We start from the raw sequence: 16,497 nt of genomic DNA on the forward strand, positions 1-16,497 counted from the left end.
ACCGCCCCTGTCTGACAAGCAGTATCAATCACCGTGCAGGGCATCCATGGGAGATAGTTGAGCCTGACCTGGATTATCGGTTTTACCTGCGCTGTTACGCGCTAATAAGTTTTGACCAAGCACTGTATGCAACGAGTGAAGCATAGATGTCGGTTTCATTGAGCAATCCACTCATTCGTAGTCACTTGATGACGTTAGAGGGGCATTTGGGCGGCATTCGTCCGCTGTATGGACGGCATTTATTGATCACAGGTTCGACTGGCTTTTTTGGGCGATGGCTGTTGGCTCTGCTCGACCTGCTCAATGAAACGGGCGCTGCGATCCGTGTCACAGCACTGTCACGCCAGCCCGAGTTTTTTTTGCATCAAGTGCCCCGCTATCGCACGGCGAACTGGCTGACGATGCTCAAGGGTGATATCAAGACGTTCACGCTGCATGGCGACTCTCCCGATTTCCTTCTACATGCGGCAACCGATACTTCCCAGGCCGCCCAGCGTGATGGCCTGGCGCTTTTCGATACCCTGGTTATTGGCGCCCGTCATGTACTTGATATTGCGGTGGAGCATGGTATCCGGCGTGTGCTGTTCACCGGTTCTGGTGCTCAATATGGGCGCGATACCGGGGCTGTCCCGGTTGCCGAGTCGACTCCGATGGCATGCGACAGTGCCCTGGCGGGCAGTGCATATGGAGAGGGCAAGCGCGTTCAGGAAACCTTGGCTGCACTGTATGCCGAACGCTTTGGTACGGAAGTGCTGTTGACGCGTTGTTTCGCGTTTTCCGGTGCTGGGTTGCCGCTGACGGGGCATTTCGCCCTCGGCAATTTCATTCACGATGCTCTTTACAGGGAGGCGATCGTCCTCAATTCAACCGGCGAAGCGGTACGTAGTTACCTGGACGGTGCCGATCTTGCTGTTTGGTTACTGACTTTGTTGGCCTGCGGCGAAGCCGGTGCTACCTACAACGTCGGATCTGACCAGCCATTGAGCATCTCCGATCTGGCGCAACGAGTGCAGCAGCGGGTGGCACCGCAGAAAAATCTACAGATTGGCGATTCCCAAGGAAGTACAGCTCGCTATGTGCCCGATATTGGCAAGGCTCGTGCTCTGGGGCTGGATGTGTGGACTTCTCTGGACTCCTCCATTGATCTGATGGCCGCATGGGCGCGCGGGCTGGGCGCGGAGGGTCAACATGGCGCTTGAGGTCGACGCGAACCAATCCTTCATCATCTACGGCGCCGGCATGCTCGGGCGGATCATGCAGGCAAACTTGCTCAATCAAGGCATGCAGGTGGACTGCTTCTTGGACCAGCGTGCAAAGACGATTGGCAATGTCGGAAATATTCCTGTCCATACTCCCGACGATCCGCAGTTATCAAATCTGCAAAAGAGGCTACCGGTCATTCTTGCAGTTTCTGACTATTTCGCTCATGAGACGCTGGCAGAAGTGCTTTTCCGCTACGGTTTCACGCTGCTGATTTTCAAAAGAGATCTGATCGGCGGTGAGCAGCGCCATGCCGTAAATGCCTTGTATGACCGGCTGTTCGAAGGCGGCAGGCTGGCGGGCATGCATGTTGAACCCTATTTGCCGCAGATAAGAGAAACAATGCCCTTCCAAGCTCCGCTCAGCGAGGAAAATGGTGCGATCACTGCGTATTTGCCGATTAGCCTGTTGTTTCGATCGCCTAGAAGGGCTTGGTCCTATTCTCCAGAGCGCCATGTCTTGCACGACACTTCACCAGATCCGACAGCACACTGGACGCTGGAAGATTACCCGTTTTATCTGAACGACCCCTTGTGTGAACTCTTCGACTCACTCAGGACGGGACGGGGCTTGCAGATGGCACCCGTGGCTCGCCACAACATGAAGTTAAGGGAGCGTGTCTTTTCGGTAGACAATGTCTTAGCGGGCGAAATGGCTGCGCGTTATGTAAGTCACTTTCAGCACATGACGAAAGCATTCAGTCTGGATCCGGCATTCTTTGTTCGGCACCCCGCACAGGTCAAATGGCACGAGCGCGGCTATTTTTTCATACTCGATGGCAATACCCGTCTGGCTTTTTTATTCTCGCAGGGACTAACGCATGTACCGTGCCGGATGTCTGCCGAGGATTACTGGCAGTGGCTCAAGGCACCAGGTTTAACTGAGGTGACCGATTATCTGCAGGCGCATGCCGATGTGCAGGTGCCAACCCCAATTCCTCATGCCGATTTCTACCCGCTTCCATCGCAGCATGAGAATGCCCGCCGTACCGCGCTTGAGGCGATATTGGACTTTCTTATCGGCCAGGACGTCGCATTGTCACGAATGCGCTTCGCGGATCTTAGGGCGGGGGCTGGGCATTTCGCTCAAGGGCTTCGTAGATTAGGGATTGAAATGACCGCACTAGAGCCGGACAGCGTTTTATTCGGCTTGTTGCAACGGCTGAATGTTTTGCTCAAGTGCGCTGATATCCATTGCGTGGAGGCTGACTGGCGAACTAGGGAACTATCCCGCCATGACGGTGTGCTTTTGATCGATTGCGTAGCAAGCCCCGATCCCTTGTCTGTGAAAGAAATCAAGCAGTTGGATGAAATGACCGCTAGCTATCTGTTCTATGAGTCATTCGGCCTCGAGGAAGCTGAACATGTTCTCGCTCATTCCTCGTTCGACACTTATTGTCTCCTCAATGAAAGTGTCCGGTTCGGTACGGTGCGCTATCTGGTTGTCTTTGCCCGAACCTTTCAGGACAAGGGAATAAAAGGAGCAATAAGGTGACAGATGTCTTCGAGTGGGGGCCGGAAACGGAGGTTGTCATCTATGGTGCCGCGGCCCTGGGTACACTGGTTTGCCGAAATATCCGAGCGATTAGCCGAGTCGTCGCTTTCTTCGACAAGCGTGGCGATGAACTTGAAACGTGCATGGGGGTGCCGGTGCATAGCCTTGAGCAAGCACCGTTCTCAGCCGACAGACGCAAGCGATTGGTCGTGTTCATAGCGATCAAGAATATTTTCGAGCACGAATATCTGGTTAATCGCCTGATTGAGCTGGGTTATGAGCGGATCGTTTTCAAGGCAGCTGATCGTTCAGTGTTCGACAAGCGCGGTATGGAAGGCCTTGAGGCAATCGCTGAAACCTTCGATCAGGCTGTGGCTGGATCGCTGACACTGCCGCGTCAGGTTCCAGTATCGCGCCTCAGTTTCAGGGTTGAGTGGCGCGACTATGCGTCGATTCGAACCGCAGCGGGTCGTGTCTTAGCTCATATACCTGTCTCAGACATCGCCACCAACCTTTATGGCGATGCCAGTTATGCTTGGGAAAACGTCCCAATCGCTGCGATGTTCCCTCATCTGGAGTTTTTTGAATACCTTGGCGGCGATGCAAAGGCCAGCCCAGATTTCTATATCGAGGACTTCATCGTCTATACCGCCAGGCGCAATGGCGACTACGCGACCACCGAGCGTTGGAAAGAGAATGTCATTCAAAATCGAGCGATGGTTCACGAGCAGATGAGCCTGGCTTGGGAGCTTGATCGAGAGTTCTTTACACGCAACGCACCGGAGGCTGTATGGAACCCGAGGGGACACTTCAACCTTACCAGCGGCAAGCACAGGGCGACGTTCTTAGTTTCCAAGGGGTGTAAGTTCATCGTGCTATCGATGAGTGAAGACGATTATGAGGAATACCTGAATCGCTCGACGCTCGAAGCAGCGATACGTTTTGTCGAAGACCATGGCGCACGACCTCTGCCAGCTCCGGTGCTGCACCCGTTTTTTTACCGTTATCCCTGTGCTGGTGCCGAGTCCTTCCATGGCTTGCTGGCCAGATTATTGCGAATAATGGGTAAAGAAGTTTTTCAGCGCCATGGCACGGTTAATTTTCGGCGCCTGCGGATTAACGATGCCAGCCGTGACTGGGCTGAACTGGGGTTGCGTTTCGCCAAGCTGGGCGCTCAGGTGGTAAGGACGACCGAGCTATCGTATTGGGAGCGGCTTCAGGCATCGCTGTATCGAGTGGAACTTAGTTCACTTGAACGTGCGCCCTTGCATACGTGCCCCGACCTGACAATCCTTGACGACCCGCAAATGCTGGGAGGCGCCTATTCTGGACGATGCCTGTTGATTCTCGACGAGAAGGACATGGAGAAATGCACTCTCCTTCATCGTCAAGTATTGATGAGCTTCTTTCAGGATGGGAGGAAACGTCTGGCCGTTCTGACTGGGTCTGGCGAATGAGGGGGGTGCTTGTCGAAGCGGGCAGTCCGACGTACCTCAATCTGAATGCCTGGGTCGACCGGGCAGAAGAGGTACATGGAGTTACATTCCTTTTTGCTGGTGAGTACGGTAGTCGGCCTATGGGAATGGCCACTTCGCTCAGTGATGACGATATTTATGCCGTCCATAGTAAGCCTGATAGGCTTAGGCTTGCGTTGACCCTGGAGGACTCCAAGGGGCGTTCCTGCGATGTGCTTTCTTGGCATATCAAGGCCGTAAGCGCACGGCCGCAATCAAAGTGGGCATGCTTCCCCACCTACCACCAGCGTAGCGAAATGGCTCTGGCATCGAAGTGCCGAAATTCGTCTGGGCCTGAGAATCACGTGACGGAGTTGCTGTTATGCCGCCGCGTCTGGGACGACCGTGGTTACCTGAAGCAGGTTTGGCCAGAAGTTCATTGCTCCCATCTTGACGAGCTGCATGTGCTTGATCTGCTTTATTCCAAGGGGCGTGGGCTTTGGGAGCATTTTCTGCAAGGAAGCCAAATCCCGGTGCGACGCTACCTGAATGCTGTGCACCGGGTTTTGGGCATGCGTTGGATCCTGAACCACGGAAGCCTGCCGCCCATCGAATTCGAAACCCTGCTGCGCTCGTGTGACGATATGTTCGTCAGGCAGACCAGCCTGGCTCTGCTACGTGCTTACAAAGCGTCGGGGCTAGACAAGTCGAGTGCCTTGGTAGCGCCAGACTTGCACGTGCACGACTATCTAGCGCGCCAGCTAGACGCTCTGGCCATTGCCATAGGCTCGCAGGGCGAAAGCCAGCGCAATAAGCCTCTGGAAGTAGATTGACTCATGACGCTACGCTCCGAACTGTTTGATGACCTCCCATCACGTTTGCCGACTTTTCGCGCGGTGCCAAGAGATAAAAGCCATGCGGAAACTGGTTTCCCCGCCCCCGTACCTTTACTTCATGGTATGTGGCACTTGGCTCCAGCCGCTTGCAGGCGGCCTTATTATTTGCCCCTTTGAGGGGATAACAGCTTAAAGCCCCCGGCGTTGCTGGGAGATATTGAGTTGTCGGCTTAATACTTTCGGAGCGGTAATGCCGATGCCTGACTTCTACTCACATTCACCGATCATTCAGCGAGTGTTGCAAGGTATCCCCGTTACATGGGGGCTGCATGATGAATTGGCCGGGCAACATGCACTATTGACTGGTGGTGCGGGCTTCTTTAGGCAGTGGCTGCTGGCGCTGCTCTATCAGTTGAACCTGCAAGGGGGAGGGTGGAGGTTCGCGTGTTGTCACGTACGCGGGCGGGCTTTCTCGACACGCAACCACGCTGTCGCCATTGCTCCTGGTTGAACTGGCCTGAGTGGCGATGTTCGTGATCTCCGCGCGCTACCGGGGCGTCAAGTGACGTTGATCCTCCATGCGGCTGCCGATACCTCCGCAGTCGCGCACGGCAAGCCTCTGGAACTCTTCGACACCATTGTTATGGGTGCATATCGAGTGCTTGGGCTGGCTGTGCAGCATGATGCGCGCGTGCTGTTGAGGGGATCCGGGCACAATACGGTGTTTTGCCGGGCGCTTCTGACGAGGATACTGGCGTCGTTGAAACATTTACGGGCACATGCCTCAGCAGCAGTGCGAACAGTACTTACGGCGAAGCGAACACAGGAAACGCTTGCCGTCATTTATGTATGCGTAACAGCATGGTCTGCCTGTCATGATGACGTGCTGTTTCGTTTTTCCGGACCTGGCTTGCCACTCGAGGCGCATTTTGTGAACGGTAACTTCGTGCGCGCTGCCCTGTGCTCGGATGAGAACGTGCTCCATTCCAGCGGGCAGGCGTTACGCAGCTATCTGCATGGTGCCGATCTGGCAGGCAGGTTCCTGACTTTGCTGGCCAGGGGCAGCCCAGCGAGGTCTACAACCTGGGCTCCGACGAAGCTATCAGCGTGGCTGCGTTAGCGTGGCGGGTGATGGAGCGTGTTTATCTAGGGGAGCTCTAGCGGATACAGGGCCAGGCCGGTGACTCCAACCGATACTTCTAAGTGCCTGACATCTCCAGAGCGCGCCAGCTAGGGTTAGATGTATGGACGGCATTGGATCAGTCGATCGAGAGCGTGGTTAGCTGGGCCAGGCTCCAGAGCTACGGTAATTGAAATTCAACTAGGCAGCGTGCGAGCGAGGCCGTGACAGGGGGTAACGTGGTGGATTGGGCCTTGATTGCAGGCGGTCGTTGTCAGGGTGAGCCCTGGCGAGTTGGGATCGCTGGAATTCATCTAGGGGTGGAGGATGAGGCTTTCCTCTTGAGTGACGAACAGTGGACACGGCTGCTGTCGTTGCTTCCGCTGGAGCCCTTGCAGTTATATGGTGATGCCAACGGTCTGCGTTTCGAACGTTTGACCGCATTGACCGCGCAAGGCAGTCACGATGCTGTTCTTTTCATCGAACAGGATCTCCCTGGGCAGGGGGCATTGGCGGTTCCTGCCGACGTGCGCCGTTACCTGATGCGGTTGGAGCATACGGATGTGGCGAAAGGCGCATACGACCGTTTTGATCGGGTGTTTCTACCTGCTCGCGAGGCTTTTCAAGGGCAGCACCTGATTCGGCTGAATCAACCACTGGATGTGCCACTCCGGGATTTGCCACCGCGTCCGGCTTTCAACAACAGGGCCCATGTATTCGGGCGTGATGGGGTGAAACTCGAGCACGCTCATTTTGTCGTGTGTGATGCAGATGCCGAACTGGCGGGTTGGCTGTCGCCTAATTGGCAGGAGTGCTTGCTTTGCGGTGCAGTACCAGTGCACAAGGCCGTCACGCCTGTCCCCGACTGGTTTCCGGCTGATTGCTATGTGGATGGCACGGCGTTTGCCAATGACGCTGAGCTGCATGCTTTTCTCGATGCCATGGCCTGGAACGACTACCAGGCCATGGCAGTCCGCCTGCGCTCGTTTCTCATGCAGGGCAGTGCGCGTCCGGACGAGCGAATCTATCCCTATACCATCGACTTCTGGATCAACGCACTGACGTCCGGTATTGCGCTTGATGCTTCGCAGGCTCGTGGTGACGAGCTGTTGCTCAGCGTGGTGATTCCTGCCTTCAACTATGCCCGCTACCTGAAACAGGCGGTGAGTTCTCTGCTCAGCCAGGGCGTAGACTCCATAGAGGTTCTCGTCCTGGATAATGCCTCAACGGATGATACTCAGGATGTGATGGCGGCTTTCGCTGGAGATCCACGGGTGCGGTATATGCGCAACCGACGCAACTTCGGTGTCGGCAATAACAGCGTTAGTGGTCTTTGGGTTGCTAAGGGTAAGTACCTGATCTTGTTTATGGCGGATGATTTCATGAATCCGGGGCATGTGGCCCGGATTCTTCCCGCAATGGAGCGCGATGCCGGAATTGCTGTTGGCTACAGCACTATCAGTTGGGTAAATGAACAGGGTGCACCTTTGGTCGGGCCTCGCCATCCTGGCCACCGTGAGGTCGACTATATCGGTGGGCGCAACGAGGTCGCGGATCTACTGGTGTACGACAACTACATCACGCCCTCTGCGGCGATCATACGGCGACAGGCATTCTTTGAAGCCGGGCAGCGTGACACCAGAATTCGCGGGGCCGGAGATTGGAACCTTATGGTTCAGTTGGCCGAGCGTTACCCCGACTTCATATTTACTAGCACGCCGGGCGTTAGTTACCGCGTGCACGGTGCGCAGCACTCCAATGAATATTTCAGCTCATCTGCTCCGCTGGAAGGGCACCTGTGCATTCTTGAGGGGGTTTTCGAGCGAGGTGCTGAGACCCTCCTCAAGGAGCGCGGACTGGAGGTGGCGGCGCATCTGCGGCGGCGCATGGAGCAACATCCGAGTGAGCGTGAGAGTGAACTGGGTATGCGGGCCAGAAAACTCTGTGAACGCTTGAGCAGTCTTGTTCGAGAAAACGAATGTGCGCTGTTCTCCATCATCCTCACCACCTACAACCGCGCTGATCTGCTGCAGGACGCACTCGCCAGCGTCGGCAGCCAGAGCTTGCGCGACTTCGAAGTCATCCTGATCAACGACAACGGCGGGCCGGTCGAGCATCTGCTTGCCGCCTACGACTTCCCTATCACCTACATCCGTCAGGGGCGCAACCAGGGTCTGTCGGCGGCGCGTAACGCCGGGCTGGCGCTGGCGCGCGGGCGCTACATCGTCTATCTCGACGACGACGACATCTACCTGCCGAACCATCTAGCGGTGCTGGCCGAGGCCTTCGAGCAGCATCCGGACAGCGTCATCTATACCGGCGTGGAATACGTCAACGAGAAGCTCGAAGACGGCCAGCGCATCGAGCTGGGCCGTGGCCAGCCGTTCAAGCATGAGGTGTTCGACCGCGACCGCCTGTTCGTGCAGAACTACATTCCGGTCAATACCTGGGCGCATCCGCGGCAAATGCTGGCGAGCGTTGGTGAGTTCGATACCAGCCTGGCGGCGTTCGAAGACTGGGACATGCTCCTGCGTTTGGCCACGCGCTACCCGTTCGTGCATGTGCCGACCGTTACCAGCGAAGTGCACACGCGAGCGCCGGGTGCCGGTGGCGATCATATGCTGGGGCGCGAGCGTAAGAACTTCCCGGCGCTGTACCGTGAACTGTATGAGCGCTACGCGGGCTCTGCCAGCGAGGGGCTGCAGCAGGGTCGGCAGAAGATGCTCGAAAGCCTCGGGGAACGTCCTCAAGGCGGGCTGACGCAATGGCTGGCCGAACGCCTGCCGACAGCCACCGAGAACCGTTTGATCGGCGAGTACCTGCAGGTGCACCAGGGCGGCCCCTCTATCGGCGTTGTAGTGCTCGATAGCGAAGGGCAGTCTGAAGCCTTGATGGTCACGCTCAAGAGTTTGCTGGGTGAGCGCTTTCTCTACGCCACGTTGCGTATTCTGGTTATCACGCCAGCCGACGTGCCGAGCACATCGGCTGCGGACAAGCTGCACTTCCTGGCAATGACCGATGAGCCTATGGCGGCGCAGATCAATCGTGCCATCGAGGCGAGTGATTGCCAGTGGTTCATGCTGGCGCGCTCTGGTGATGAGTTCACCCAAAGCGGGTTGATGGTCGCGGCGTTAGAACTGGCTGGTAATCCAGATTGCCGCGCGGTTTACGGTGACCAGTTGCAGCGCTTGCCCGATGGCAGCCTGGGCGCCGCCTTCTTGCCGGGGTTCAACCTCGATTTGTTGCTCAGTTTTCCGCTGGTGATGGCGCGTTATTGGCTGTATCGCCGCGATCTCTTCATCAACGCTGGCGGTTTTGATGCCGAGTATCCCGATGCCTTCGAGTTCGAGTTGCTGACCCGGCTCATCGAGCAGGATGGGCTGGTGGGGCTGGGGCATATCGACGAGCCGCTGCTGATTACCGCTGCGCCGACGCTGCGCGATAACGCCGACGAGCGCCGGGTGATCGAACGTCATTTGCGCAATCGTGGCTATCAAGCCCAGGTTTTGCCCGGTTTGCCTGCACGCTACCGCGTGCACTACGGTCATGCTGCCACGCCGCTGGTGTCGATCATCTTATCCACTGATGTTCCACTGCCTGAGCTGCAGCGTTGTATCGACAGCTTGTTGGAAAAAACTGCCTACACCCATTACGAACTGCTGCTGGTTGATACCGGTGCGCGTGCTGACGTCAGTGCCTGGTTGCGAGATGTGGCCGCGCTGGGCGATGACAAGGTGCGTGTGTTGGCAGCCAGTGGTTCGGTGGTGCAGAACCACGCAGCCGAGCAGGCGCGTGGTGAATACGTGCTGCTGCTCTCCGGGGCGGCGGCAATCGTCAATGCGGATTGGTTGGACGAATTGCTCAACCATGCTCAGCGTCCGGAAGTAGGCGTGGTTGGCGGCAAGCTGCTTACACCTAACGGTCGCATTGCTCAGGCGGGTTTGGTGCTGGGGCTCAACGGCCCGGCTACACCTGCCTTCGCGGGCGAGCCGATGGAGGAGGCGGGTTATCTGCAGCGTCTGCAGGTCGATCAAAACTACAGCGCCGTGGGTGAGGCCTGCCTGATGGTACGTGCCGAATTGTTCCGTCAGCTCGGCGGACTGGATGCCAGCTTGGCCGCATTCCGTGACGTGGATCTGTGTCTGAAGGCGCGTGAGGCGGGTTACCTGACTGTTTGGGCGGCGCATGCGGTGGTTTTGCATGAGGCGCAGTCCCAGCCGGTGGAGGCTGCCGTGGAAGATCAGCTCTATGAGCGTTATCTGCCGCAATTGGCCAATGATCCGGCCTACAACCGCAACCTGGCACTCAGTGGTCGGGGGTTTGATCTGGAAAGTGACGTGTCACTGACTTGGCGTCCGCTCAGTTGGCGGCCCCTGCCGGTGATACTGGCGCACCCGGCTGACCCGTGGGGGTGTGGGCACTATCGAGTGATTCAACCATTCTCGGCCATGAAATCCGAGGGGCTTGCCGACGGCATGATGTCCATGGGGTTGTTGCAGGTCACCGACCTTGCCCGCTTCGAGCCGGATGTGGTCGTGCTGCAGCGTCAGATTGGTGACGAGCGCTTGGAGGCCATGCGCCGTATCCGCAAGTTCTCGCGCGCGTTTACCGTTTATGAGCTCGACGACTATCTGCCCAACCTGCCGTTGAAAAGCGTGCACCGTTCGCAGATGCCTAAGGACATCCTCAAGTCCCTGCGTCGTGGGTTGGATTTCGTCGATCGTTTCGTCGTCTCTACCGAGCCGCTGGCTGAGGCGTTTGCCGGATTGCATGGTGACATCCGGGTGATTCAGAACCGCCTGCCAGTGAACTGGTGGCAGGGGCTGGAAAGCCAGCGTCAGCGTGGCAGCAAGCCTCGTGTCGGCTGGGCTGGTGGCATTAGCCACACGGGTGACCTGGATCTGATCGTCGATGTCGTGCGCGAGCTGGCGAACGAGGTCGAGTGGGTCTTTATGGGCATGTGCCCGGATGTGCTCAGGCCTTACGTTCATGAATTCCACGGCGGGGTCGATATTGAATCGTATCCGGCTGCGTTGGCGAAACTGGACCTGGACTTGGCGCTGGCGCCGGTTGAGCAGAATTTGTTCAACGAGTGCAAGAGCAACCTGCGCTTGCTTGAATACGGTGCTTGCGGCTTCCCGGTGGTGTGCAGTGATCTGGTGTGCTATCGCGGTGATCTGCCGGTGACGCGAGTGAAGAACCGCTTCCGTGACTGGGTCGATGCCATCCGCATGCACATTAATGATCTCGATGCTTGTGCCGCAGCGGGTGATCGTCTGCGCGAGGCGGTGTACCGCGACTGGATGCTCGACGGCGAAAATCTCGCGCGCTGGCGCAGCGCCTGGATGCCGGATTGAGGCTGTAAATCCCGTCGGGTCAATACGATTGACCCGACGGGATTCAGACGAAAATCTGTCTTGCACCGTTTTTCCGCGTTAAGTGATTGTCTGTAAAGAATAAAAAAAAGCTTTAAAAAGCCTCTAAAGCTCCTGGGGGAGGCGCCGATAAAGAGATCGAATGCGAACTATCTGGGCGTCTGAGCAAGCAGGCCCGAGCTCGCAGGCTCAGACAAACGGTACTCAAGGTCATCTGGAGGCAATACCATGGCCCTTACAGTCAACACTAACGTTGCGTCCCTCAACACTCAGCGTAACCTGAACTCCTCGTCCAAAGGCCTGGATACTTCCCTCCAGCGTCTGTCCACCGGTTATCGCATCAACAGCGCCAAAGACGACGCTGCTGGTCTGCAGATCTCCAACCGCCTGACCAGCCAGATCAATGGCCTGGGCGTTGCTACTCGTAACGCCAACGACGGTATCTCTCTGTCGCAGACCGCTGAAGGTGCTCTGCAGCAGTCCACCGGTATTCTGCAGCGTATGCGTGACCTGGCCCTGCAATCGGCCAACGGCTCCAACGGCGCCACTGAACGTGCGGCACTGCAAGGTGAAGTGTCTCAGTTGCAACAGGAGCTGGATCGTATCGCTGACACCACCAGCTTCGGTGGCCGCAAGATCCTCGACGGCAGCTTTGGTTCGCAGAGCTTCCAGGTCGGTGCCAACGCCTATGAAACCATCAGCGTTTCCATCGGCTCGGCGGCCACTGATCGTATCGGTATCAACCGTGTTACCACTTCCGGTGGTGCTGCTCAGGCCACTGCTTCGGGCGCAGCTTTCAGCGCGACTTCTGGTAGTGCTTACGGCGACGCCTCGTTCAATATCAACTCCAAACTCTCTGATGGTGATGTCGCGATCGCCGGTACTGCAAGTGGTTCGGCCAGCGAAGTGGCACGTGCTATCAACGCCAAGAGTGATGAAACCGGTGTGACTGCTAACGCCCGTACCGTAGCTACCCTCGGTGGCATCACCGCCTCGGGTACTGTTTCGTTCAACCTGTCGGGCCTTACCAGCAAGTCGACGGCGAGTGACGCGGCCACCGTTTCTGCGGTGGTTAGCGACACCAGCGACCTGTCTTCGCTGGCCGATGCGATCAACCGTGAAACCGGTAAAACTGGTATCTCGGCAGTCTCCAAAGGCAATACCATCGAGTTGACCAGCTCTCGTGGTGATGCAATCAGCATCAGTAACTACGCAGGCTCGGGTGGCGCGACTCTGCAGGCCAATAGCTTTGACGGCACCAGCACTGTCGGTGCTGCTGCAACGATCGCCGTAGGCGGCGGTGCTCGCGCCGATGGCCAAGTGCAGTTGGAGGCGGCTGACGCCTTCCAGGTCAACGGCATGAGCGGTGGTCTGGGTAGTGATACCTTCAGCGAGCTGGATGCGGTTAACACCATCGACATCAGCACCTCAGCCGGGGCGCAGGATGCACTGGGTATCATCAACGGCGCGATCTCCAACATCGACAGCCAGCGTGCCCAGCTCGGTGCGGTGCAGAACCGCTTCGAGAACACCATCTCGAACCTGCAGAACATCTCGGAAAACTCCTCGGCCGCCCGTCAGCGTATCCGTGACACTGACTTCGCTGCCGAAACTTCGGAGCTGACCAAGAACCAGATCCTGCAGCAGGCCGGCACCGCAATCTTGGCCCAGGCCAACCAGTTGCCGCAGGCCGTGCTCAGTCTGCTGGGTTAAGGTAGAAGGCGCTAGACTACGGGGGGAAGGGCACAGCTCTTCTCCCCGTTACCTCATTCTGAGGATTAATTTATGGACGTCAGCTCGATAAAACCCCCGATCAACCCCACCGCTTCGCGCGACGTGGCATCCTCGGCTCCAGCCGTGACCGATTCCCAGCACAAGCAAGGGGTGCCTGGCGTTACGCCCGCTCAATCCACCGAAGAGCAAGGCAGCTCACTCGTCGCTCAGCCCACCGAGGAGGTGAGCCGCGACAAGGTAGAAGAGGCGGTGGCGACTATTCAGGAATTTGTTCAGACAGTGCGGCGCAGTATCAACTTTGCGGTTGACGATGGTTCTGGACGCGTTGTGGTCAAGGTGACCGATGCCGGCTCTGGCGACGTTATCCGACAAATTCCTTCGGAAGAAGCGCTCAAACTGGCAGAAAATCTGACAGAGGTGCGCAGCTTGTTGTTCAAAGCCGAGGCTTGAGAGGTAAACCTTGGCACGGGTTTTGACTGACACTTGTTCATTGAGCGAGTGAAGTCGAATTTTTGACGAGGTAACGCGACATGGCAGGTATCACAGGGATCAACTCGGGGCTCAATATTGACGACATCGTCAAAACATTGGTCAATGCGGAAAGTTCGCCCAAGACCAATCAACTCGATAACCTCGAGAAAGAAACCACGACGCGTATTTCGGCTATCGGTAACCTGACCGGCGCGTTGAATACCTTCAAGACGGCTGTTGACTCGCTGAACAAGACCTCCTTATTCGAGTCACGTACGGCCAGCACTTCCAGCAGCAGCGTGCTGAAAGCCACTGCAGGTGCCACCGCGTCGGCCGGCAGTTACAACGTGCAAGTTCAGCAATTGGCTACCAGCAGTAAGGTGGCTTTGCAGTCTGTCTCCGGCGGCTCTGCTGCAACTTTCAATAGCGGTACGCTTGAGATTTCCAGCGGTACAACCAGCATCAGTGTCGACGTGACGGCGGCCAATAACACCCTGGCCGGTATGCGTGATGCCATCAATGAGGCGGGCAAGGACAGCGGTATCAGCGCGACCATCATCACCGATGACTCCGGTTCTCGGCTGGTGCTTAGCTCCACCAAAACGGGTGCGGGCAATGATATCAATGTGGCTGTCACTGAAGATGGGGTCACGACTGGTAATAATCAGTTGACCTCTCAGGCGTTTGCTCCGACTGCAGATCCTGATAACGCTGATGCGTTCCTCAAGCCAAGTTCCGCTACTGGTGCCGGGGGCGTGATTTCTCAGGCTCAGTCGGCGAAGCTGACCATCGATGGTCTGCAGTTGGTGCGTAGCTCCAATCGAATCGACGATGCGTTGGAGGGGGTGACTCTCGATCTGGCTTCGGCGCAGAGCTCTAGCGATCTCGCAGATGGCAAAACCATCAGCTTGACCGTTGGCGTGGATCGCGCGGGTGTTAAAAGCAATCTGCAGAAATTTGTCGATGCCTACAACGCATTGATCACAACAACGACCCAGCTCACGGCTTATGTGCCAGTAGATGGTTCTGCGCCGGTAACCGGCCCGTTGTTTGGTGATACATCGGTGCGCAGCTTGCTTTCAGGCATGCGTAACGAACTGGTGAGCTCGCCTGGGCAAGAGGGTATTCAGGCTCTGGCGCAGTTAGGCATTACGACTGGCAAAGACGGTAAGTTGTCCCTGGATGACACCAAGCTGACTGCAGCTCTGGATGAGAATTTTGAGCAGGTAGGCGCTTATCTCGCCGGCGATAATGGCCTGATGGGGCGTCTGTCGAGTTTCACCAGCAACTATGTTTCCGATAACGGCGTGTTGAAGCAGCGCAATGATGCCTTGCAAGCTACCAAGAAGGACGTGGACAAGCAGCGCGAGGCGCTGACTAAGCGCGTTGAGAGCCTGCAGACCCGCCTTTACTCCCAGTACAACGCAATGGATTCGCTGGTTGGGCAGCTCAAACGAACCAGCGATAGCCTCAGTGGCATGCTCGCTAACCTGCCCGGCTTCGTGAGGAATGAATAAGGATACCTGGTATGAGTAAGAAGCCCATCGATACCTACAAGCAGGTCAAAACCAGTCAGGATGTATCGCCCTATCGTACCGTGCAGCTTCTGCTCGAAGGGGCATTACAGCGCTTGATGCTGGCACGTCAGGCCCAGGCTGAAGGCGACACGCAAATTCGCGGTATGGCAGTTGGTAGCACTATCACCATTCTGGGCGTGCTGCAGGCTGCGTTGGATAAAGAGCTCGGTGGTGAAATCGCTGAGAATCTCGACTCGCTCTACGACTACATGACCCGCCGTTTGGCTGGCGTTGCGCTGGACGACACTCCACGCACGCTCGATGAAGTACAGGCCTTGCTGGGCGATATCAAAGACGCCTGGGATGCCATCGGCCCCGAAGTTGAGCCTGCACCTGCTGTTTGAGCAAAATCGCTAAAGATTGGCAGAGGCTCGCCGATAGCCTGGATATCCCAGTTCATCGGTAGAGCGAGAGCGATTATGAATGCTATGGCGGCCCTCAAGCAGTACCAGACCGTCAACACCCAAGCCAAAGTGGTTGATGCCAGCCCTCACCGTCTGATTCAGATGTTGATGGAGGGTGGGCTGGCTCGTATCGCTCAGGCGCGGGGGGCGATGGAACGTGACCAAACTGCTCTTAAAGGCGAGTTGCTTGGCAAAAGTGTTGCGATTATCGCTGGCTTGCGTGAGAGTCTTGATCACCAGCAAGGTGGCGAGGTGGCTGCCAACCTCGACAAGTTGTATGAATACATGATCAATCGTCTGACTGAGGCGAATGTCAGCAATGAACCAGCCTTGCTCGAAGAGGTTTCGGGTTTGCTGCTCAACGTCAAGTTAGGCTGGGATGCCATCGCTCAATAAAGCGTGGTGTCGGAGGAGAAATGCAATGAATTCATCCGTCCAGCGTTTGGAAGCGACAGGTGTAGCGCTGCGAGATGCGTTAACCAAGCAGGACTGGGCTGCCATTGGCGAATTGGATTTGCAGTGCCGGATGGCGGTGGATGCGGCAATGGCTGACGGCATCCAAGATGAAGAGTTGTTGCGTAACAGCATGCAGCAACTGCTTAGCCTTTACCGAGAGCTGGTCACTGTTTGCCAGACTGAGCAGCAACGTCTGGCCAATGAGTTGGTGCAATTGAATCATTCCCATCAAGGCGCTAAGGTCTATCAATTGTTTGGTTGATAGCTGCGTCGACATAAGGGCTTGCCGAGAGGCGAGCCCTTCTTCGTTACAGTG

12 protein-coding genes are annotated in these 16,497 nt (G+C 56.8%); all 12 read left to right on the top strand.

Features of this window, described 5'->3' with window-relative positions; translation table 11 throughout:
- Positions 1–146: 146 nt before the first annotated feature.
- The 12 genes from AERO9A_RS10885 (at position 147) to fliT (ending at position 16,443) form a co-directional block, all read left to right on the top strand.
- Complete coding sequence (locus tag AERO9A_RS10885) at positions 147–1,199, top strand: NAD(P)-dependent oxidoreductase (protein ID WP_256665919.1); 1,053 nt, start codon at positions 147–149, stop codon at positions 1,197–1,199.
- Complete coding sequence (locus AERO9A_RS10890) at positions 1,189–2,754, top strand: hypothetical protein (protein WP_159971976.1); 1,566 nt, start codon at positions 1,189–1,191, stop codon at positions 2,752–2,754. Before AERO9A_RS10885 ends, AERO9A_RS10890 begins: the two co-directional genes overlap by 11 nt.
- Positions 2,751–4,211: a hypothetical protein gene (locus AERO9A_RS10895; protein ID WP_159971977.1), complete on the top strand. Its 1,461-nt coding sequence runs from the start codon at positions 2,751–2,753 to the stop codon at positions 4,209–4,211. The genes AERO9A_RS10890 and AERO9A_RS10895 overlap by 4 nt, the downstream gene beginning before the upstream one ends.
- 125 nt (positions 4,212–4,336) lie before the next feature.
- A complete protein-coding gene (locus tag AERO9A_RS10900) occupies positions 4,337–5,041 on the top strand; it encodes a DNA polymerase beta superfamily protein (RefSeq protein WP_218580141.1) in 705 nt (234 codons plus the stop codon).
- Between the two features lie 565 nt (positions 5,042–5,606).
- Positions 5,607–6,164, top strand: a complete 558-nt coding sequence (locus tag AERO9A_RS22475) for a hypothetical protein (protein WP_256665920.1) — start codon at positions 5,607–5,609, stop codon at positions 6,162–6,164.
- Positions 6,165–6,505: 341 nt separating this feature from the next.
- Positions 6,506–11,521 (top strand): glycosyltransferase, encoded by a 5,016-nt coding sequence (locus AERO9A_RS10910; protein WP_256665921.1) that lies wholly within the window; start codon positions 6,506–6,508, stop codon positions 11,519–11,521.
- A gap of 246 nt (positions 11,522–11,767) precedes the next feature.
- Positions 11,768–13,252 (top strand): flagellin, encoded by a 1,485-nt coding sequence (locus tag AERO9A_RS10915; protein ID WP_159971979.1) that lies wholly within the window; start codon positions 11,768–11,770, stop codon positions 13,250–13,252.
- Positions 13,253–13,324: 72 nt separating this feature from the next.
- Positions 13,325–13,723 carry a flagellar protein FlaG gene (locus AERO9A_RS10920; protein ID WP_159971980.1) on the top strand — a complete coding sequence of 133 codons (399 nt, stop codon included), beginning with the start codon at positions 13,325–13,327 and terminating at the stop codon, positions 13,721–13,723.
- 80 nt (positions 13,724–13,803) lie between these two features.
- Positions 13,804–15,261, top strand: coding sequence for a flagellar filament capping protein FliD (gene fliD / locus AERO9A_RS10925; RefSeq protein ID WP_159971981.1), 1,458 nt, complete (start codon positions 13,804–13,806; stop codon positions 15,259–15,261).
- Positions 15,262–15,272: 11 nt separating this feature from the next.
- Positions 15,273–15,665, top strand: coding sequence for a flagellar export chaperone FliS (gene fliS / locus AERO9A_RS10930; RefSeq protein ID WP_159971982.1), 393 nt, complete (start codon positions 15,273–15,275; stop codon positions 15,663–15,665).
- A gap of 75 nt (positions 15,666–15,740) precedes the next feature.
- Positions 15,741–16,121 (top strand): flagellar export chaperone FliS, encoded by a 381-nt coding sequence (fliS, locus tag AERO9A_RS10935; RefSeq protein ID WP_159971983.1) that lies wholly within the window; start codon positions 15,741–15,743, stop codon positions 16,119–16,121.
- Positions 16,122–16,146: 25 nt separating this feature from the next.
- Positions 16,147–16,443: a flagellar protein FliT gene (gene fliT, locus AERO9A_RS10940; RefSeq protein ID WP_159971984.1), complete on the top strand. Its 297-nt coding sequence runs from the start codon at positions 16,147–16,149 to the stop codon at positions 16,441–16,443.
- Positions 16,444–16,497 lie beyond the last annotated feature (54 nt).

The sequence above is a fragment of the Pseudomonas sp. 8Z genome, from assembly GCF_902506535.1.
Taxonomy (GTDB): Bacteria; Pseudomonadota; Gammaproteobacteria; order Pseudomonadales; family Pseudomonadaceae; genus Aquipseudomonas.

Bases quoted from the DNA above. Each gene is read 5' to 3' on its own strand.
- AERO9A_RS10885 (WP_256665919.1), top strand. From the start codon at position 147: ATGTCGGTTTCATTGAGCAATCCACTCATTCGTAGTCACTTGATGACG.
- AERO9A_RS10890 (WP_159971976.1), top strand. From the start codon at position 1,189: ATGGCGCTTGAGGTCGACGCGAACCAATCCTTCATCATCTACGGCGCC.
- AERO9A_RS10900 (WP_218580141.1), top strand. From the start codon at position 4,337: ATGGCCACTTCGCTCAGTGATGACGATATTTATGCCGTCCATAGTAAG.
- AERO9A_RS10915 (WP_159971979.1), top strand. From the start codon at position 11,768: ATGGCCCTTACAGTCAACACTAACGTTGCGTCCCTCAACACTCAGCGT.
- AERO9A_RS10920 (WP_159971980.1), top strand. From the start codon at position 13,325: ATGGACGTCAGCTCGATAAAACCCCCGATCAACCCCACCGCTTCGCGC.
- fliD (WP_159971981.1), top strand. From the start codon at position 13,804: ATGGCAGGTATCACAGGGATCAACTCGGGGCTCAATATTGACGACATC.
- fliS (WP_159971982.1), top strand. From the start codon at position 15,273: ATGAGTAAGAAGCCCATCGATACCTACAAGCAGGTCAAAACCAGTCAG.
- fliS (WP_159971983.1), top strand. From the start codon at position 15,741: ATGAATGCTATGGCGGCCCTCAAGCAGTACCAGACCGTCAACACCCAA.
- fliT (WP_159971984.1), top strand. From the start codon at position 16,147: ATGAATTCATCCGTCCAGCGTTTGGAAGCGACAGGTGTAGCGCTGCGA.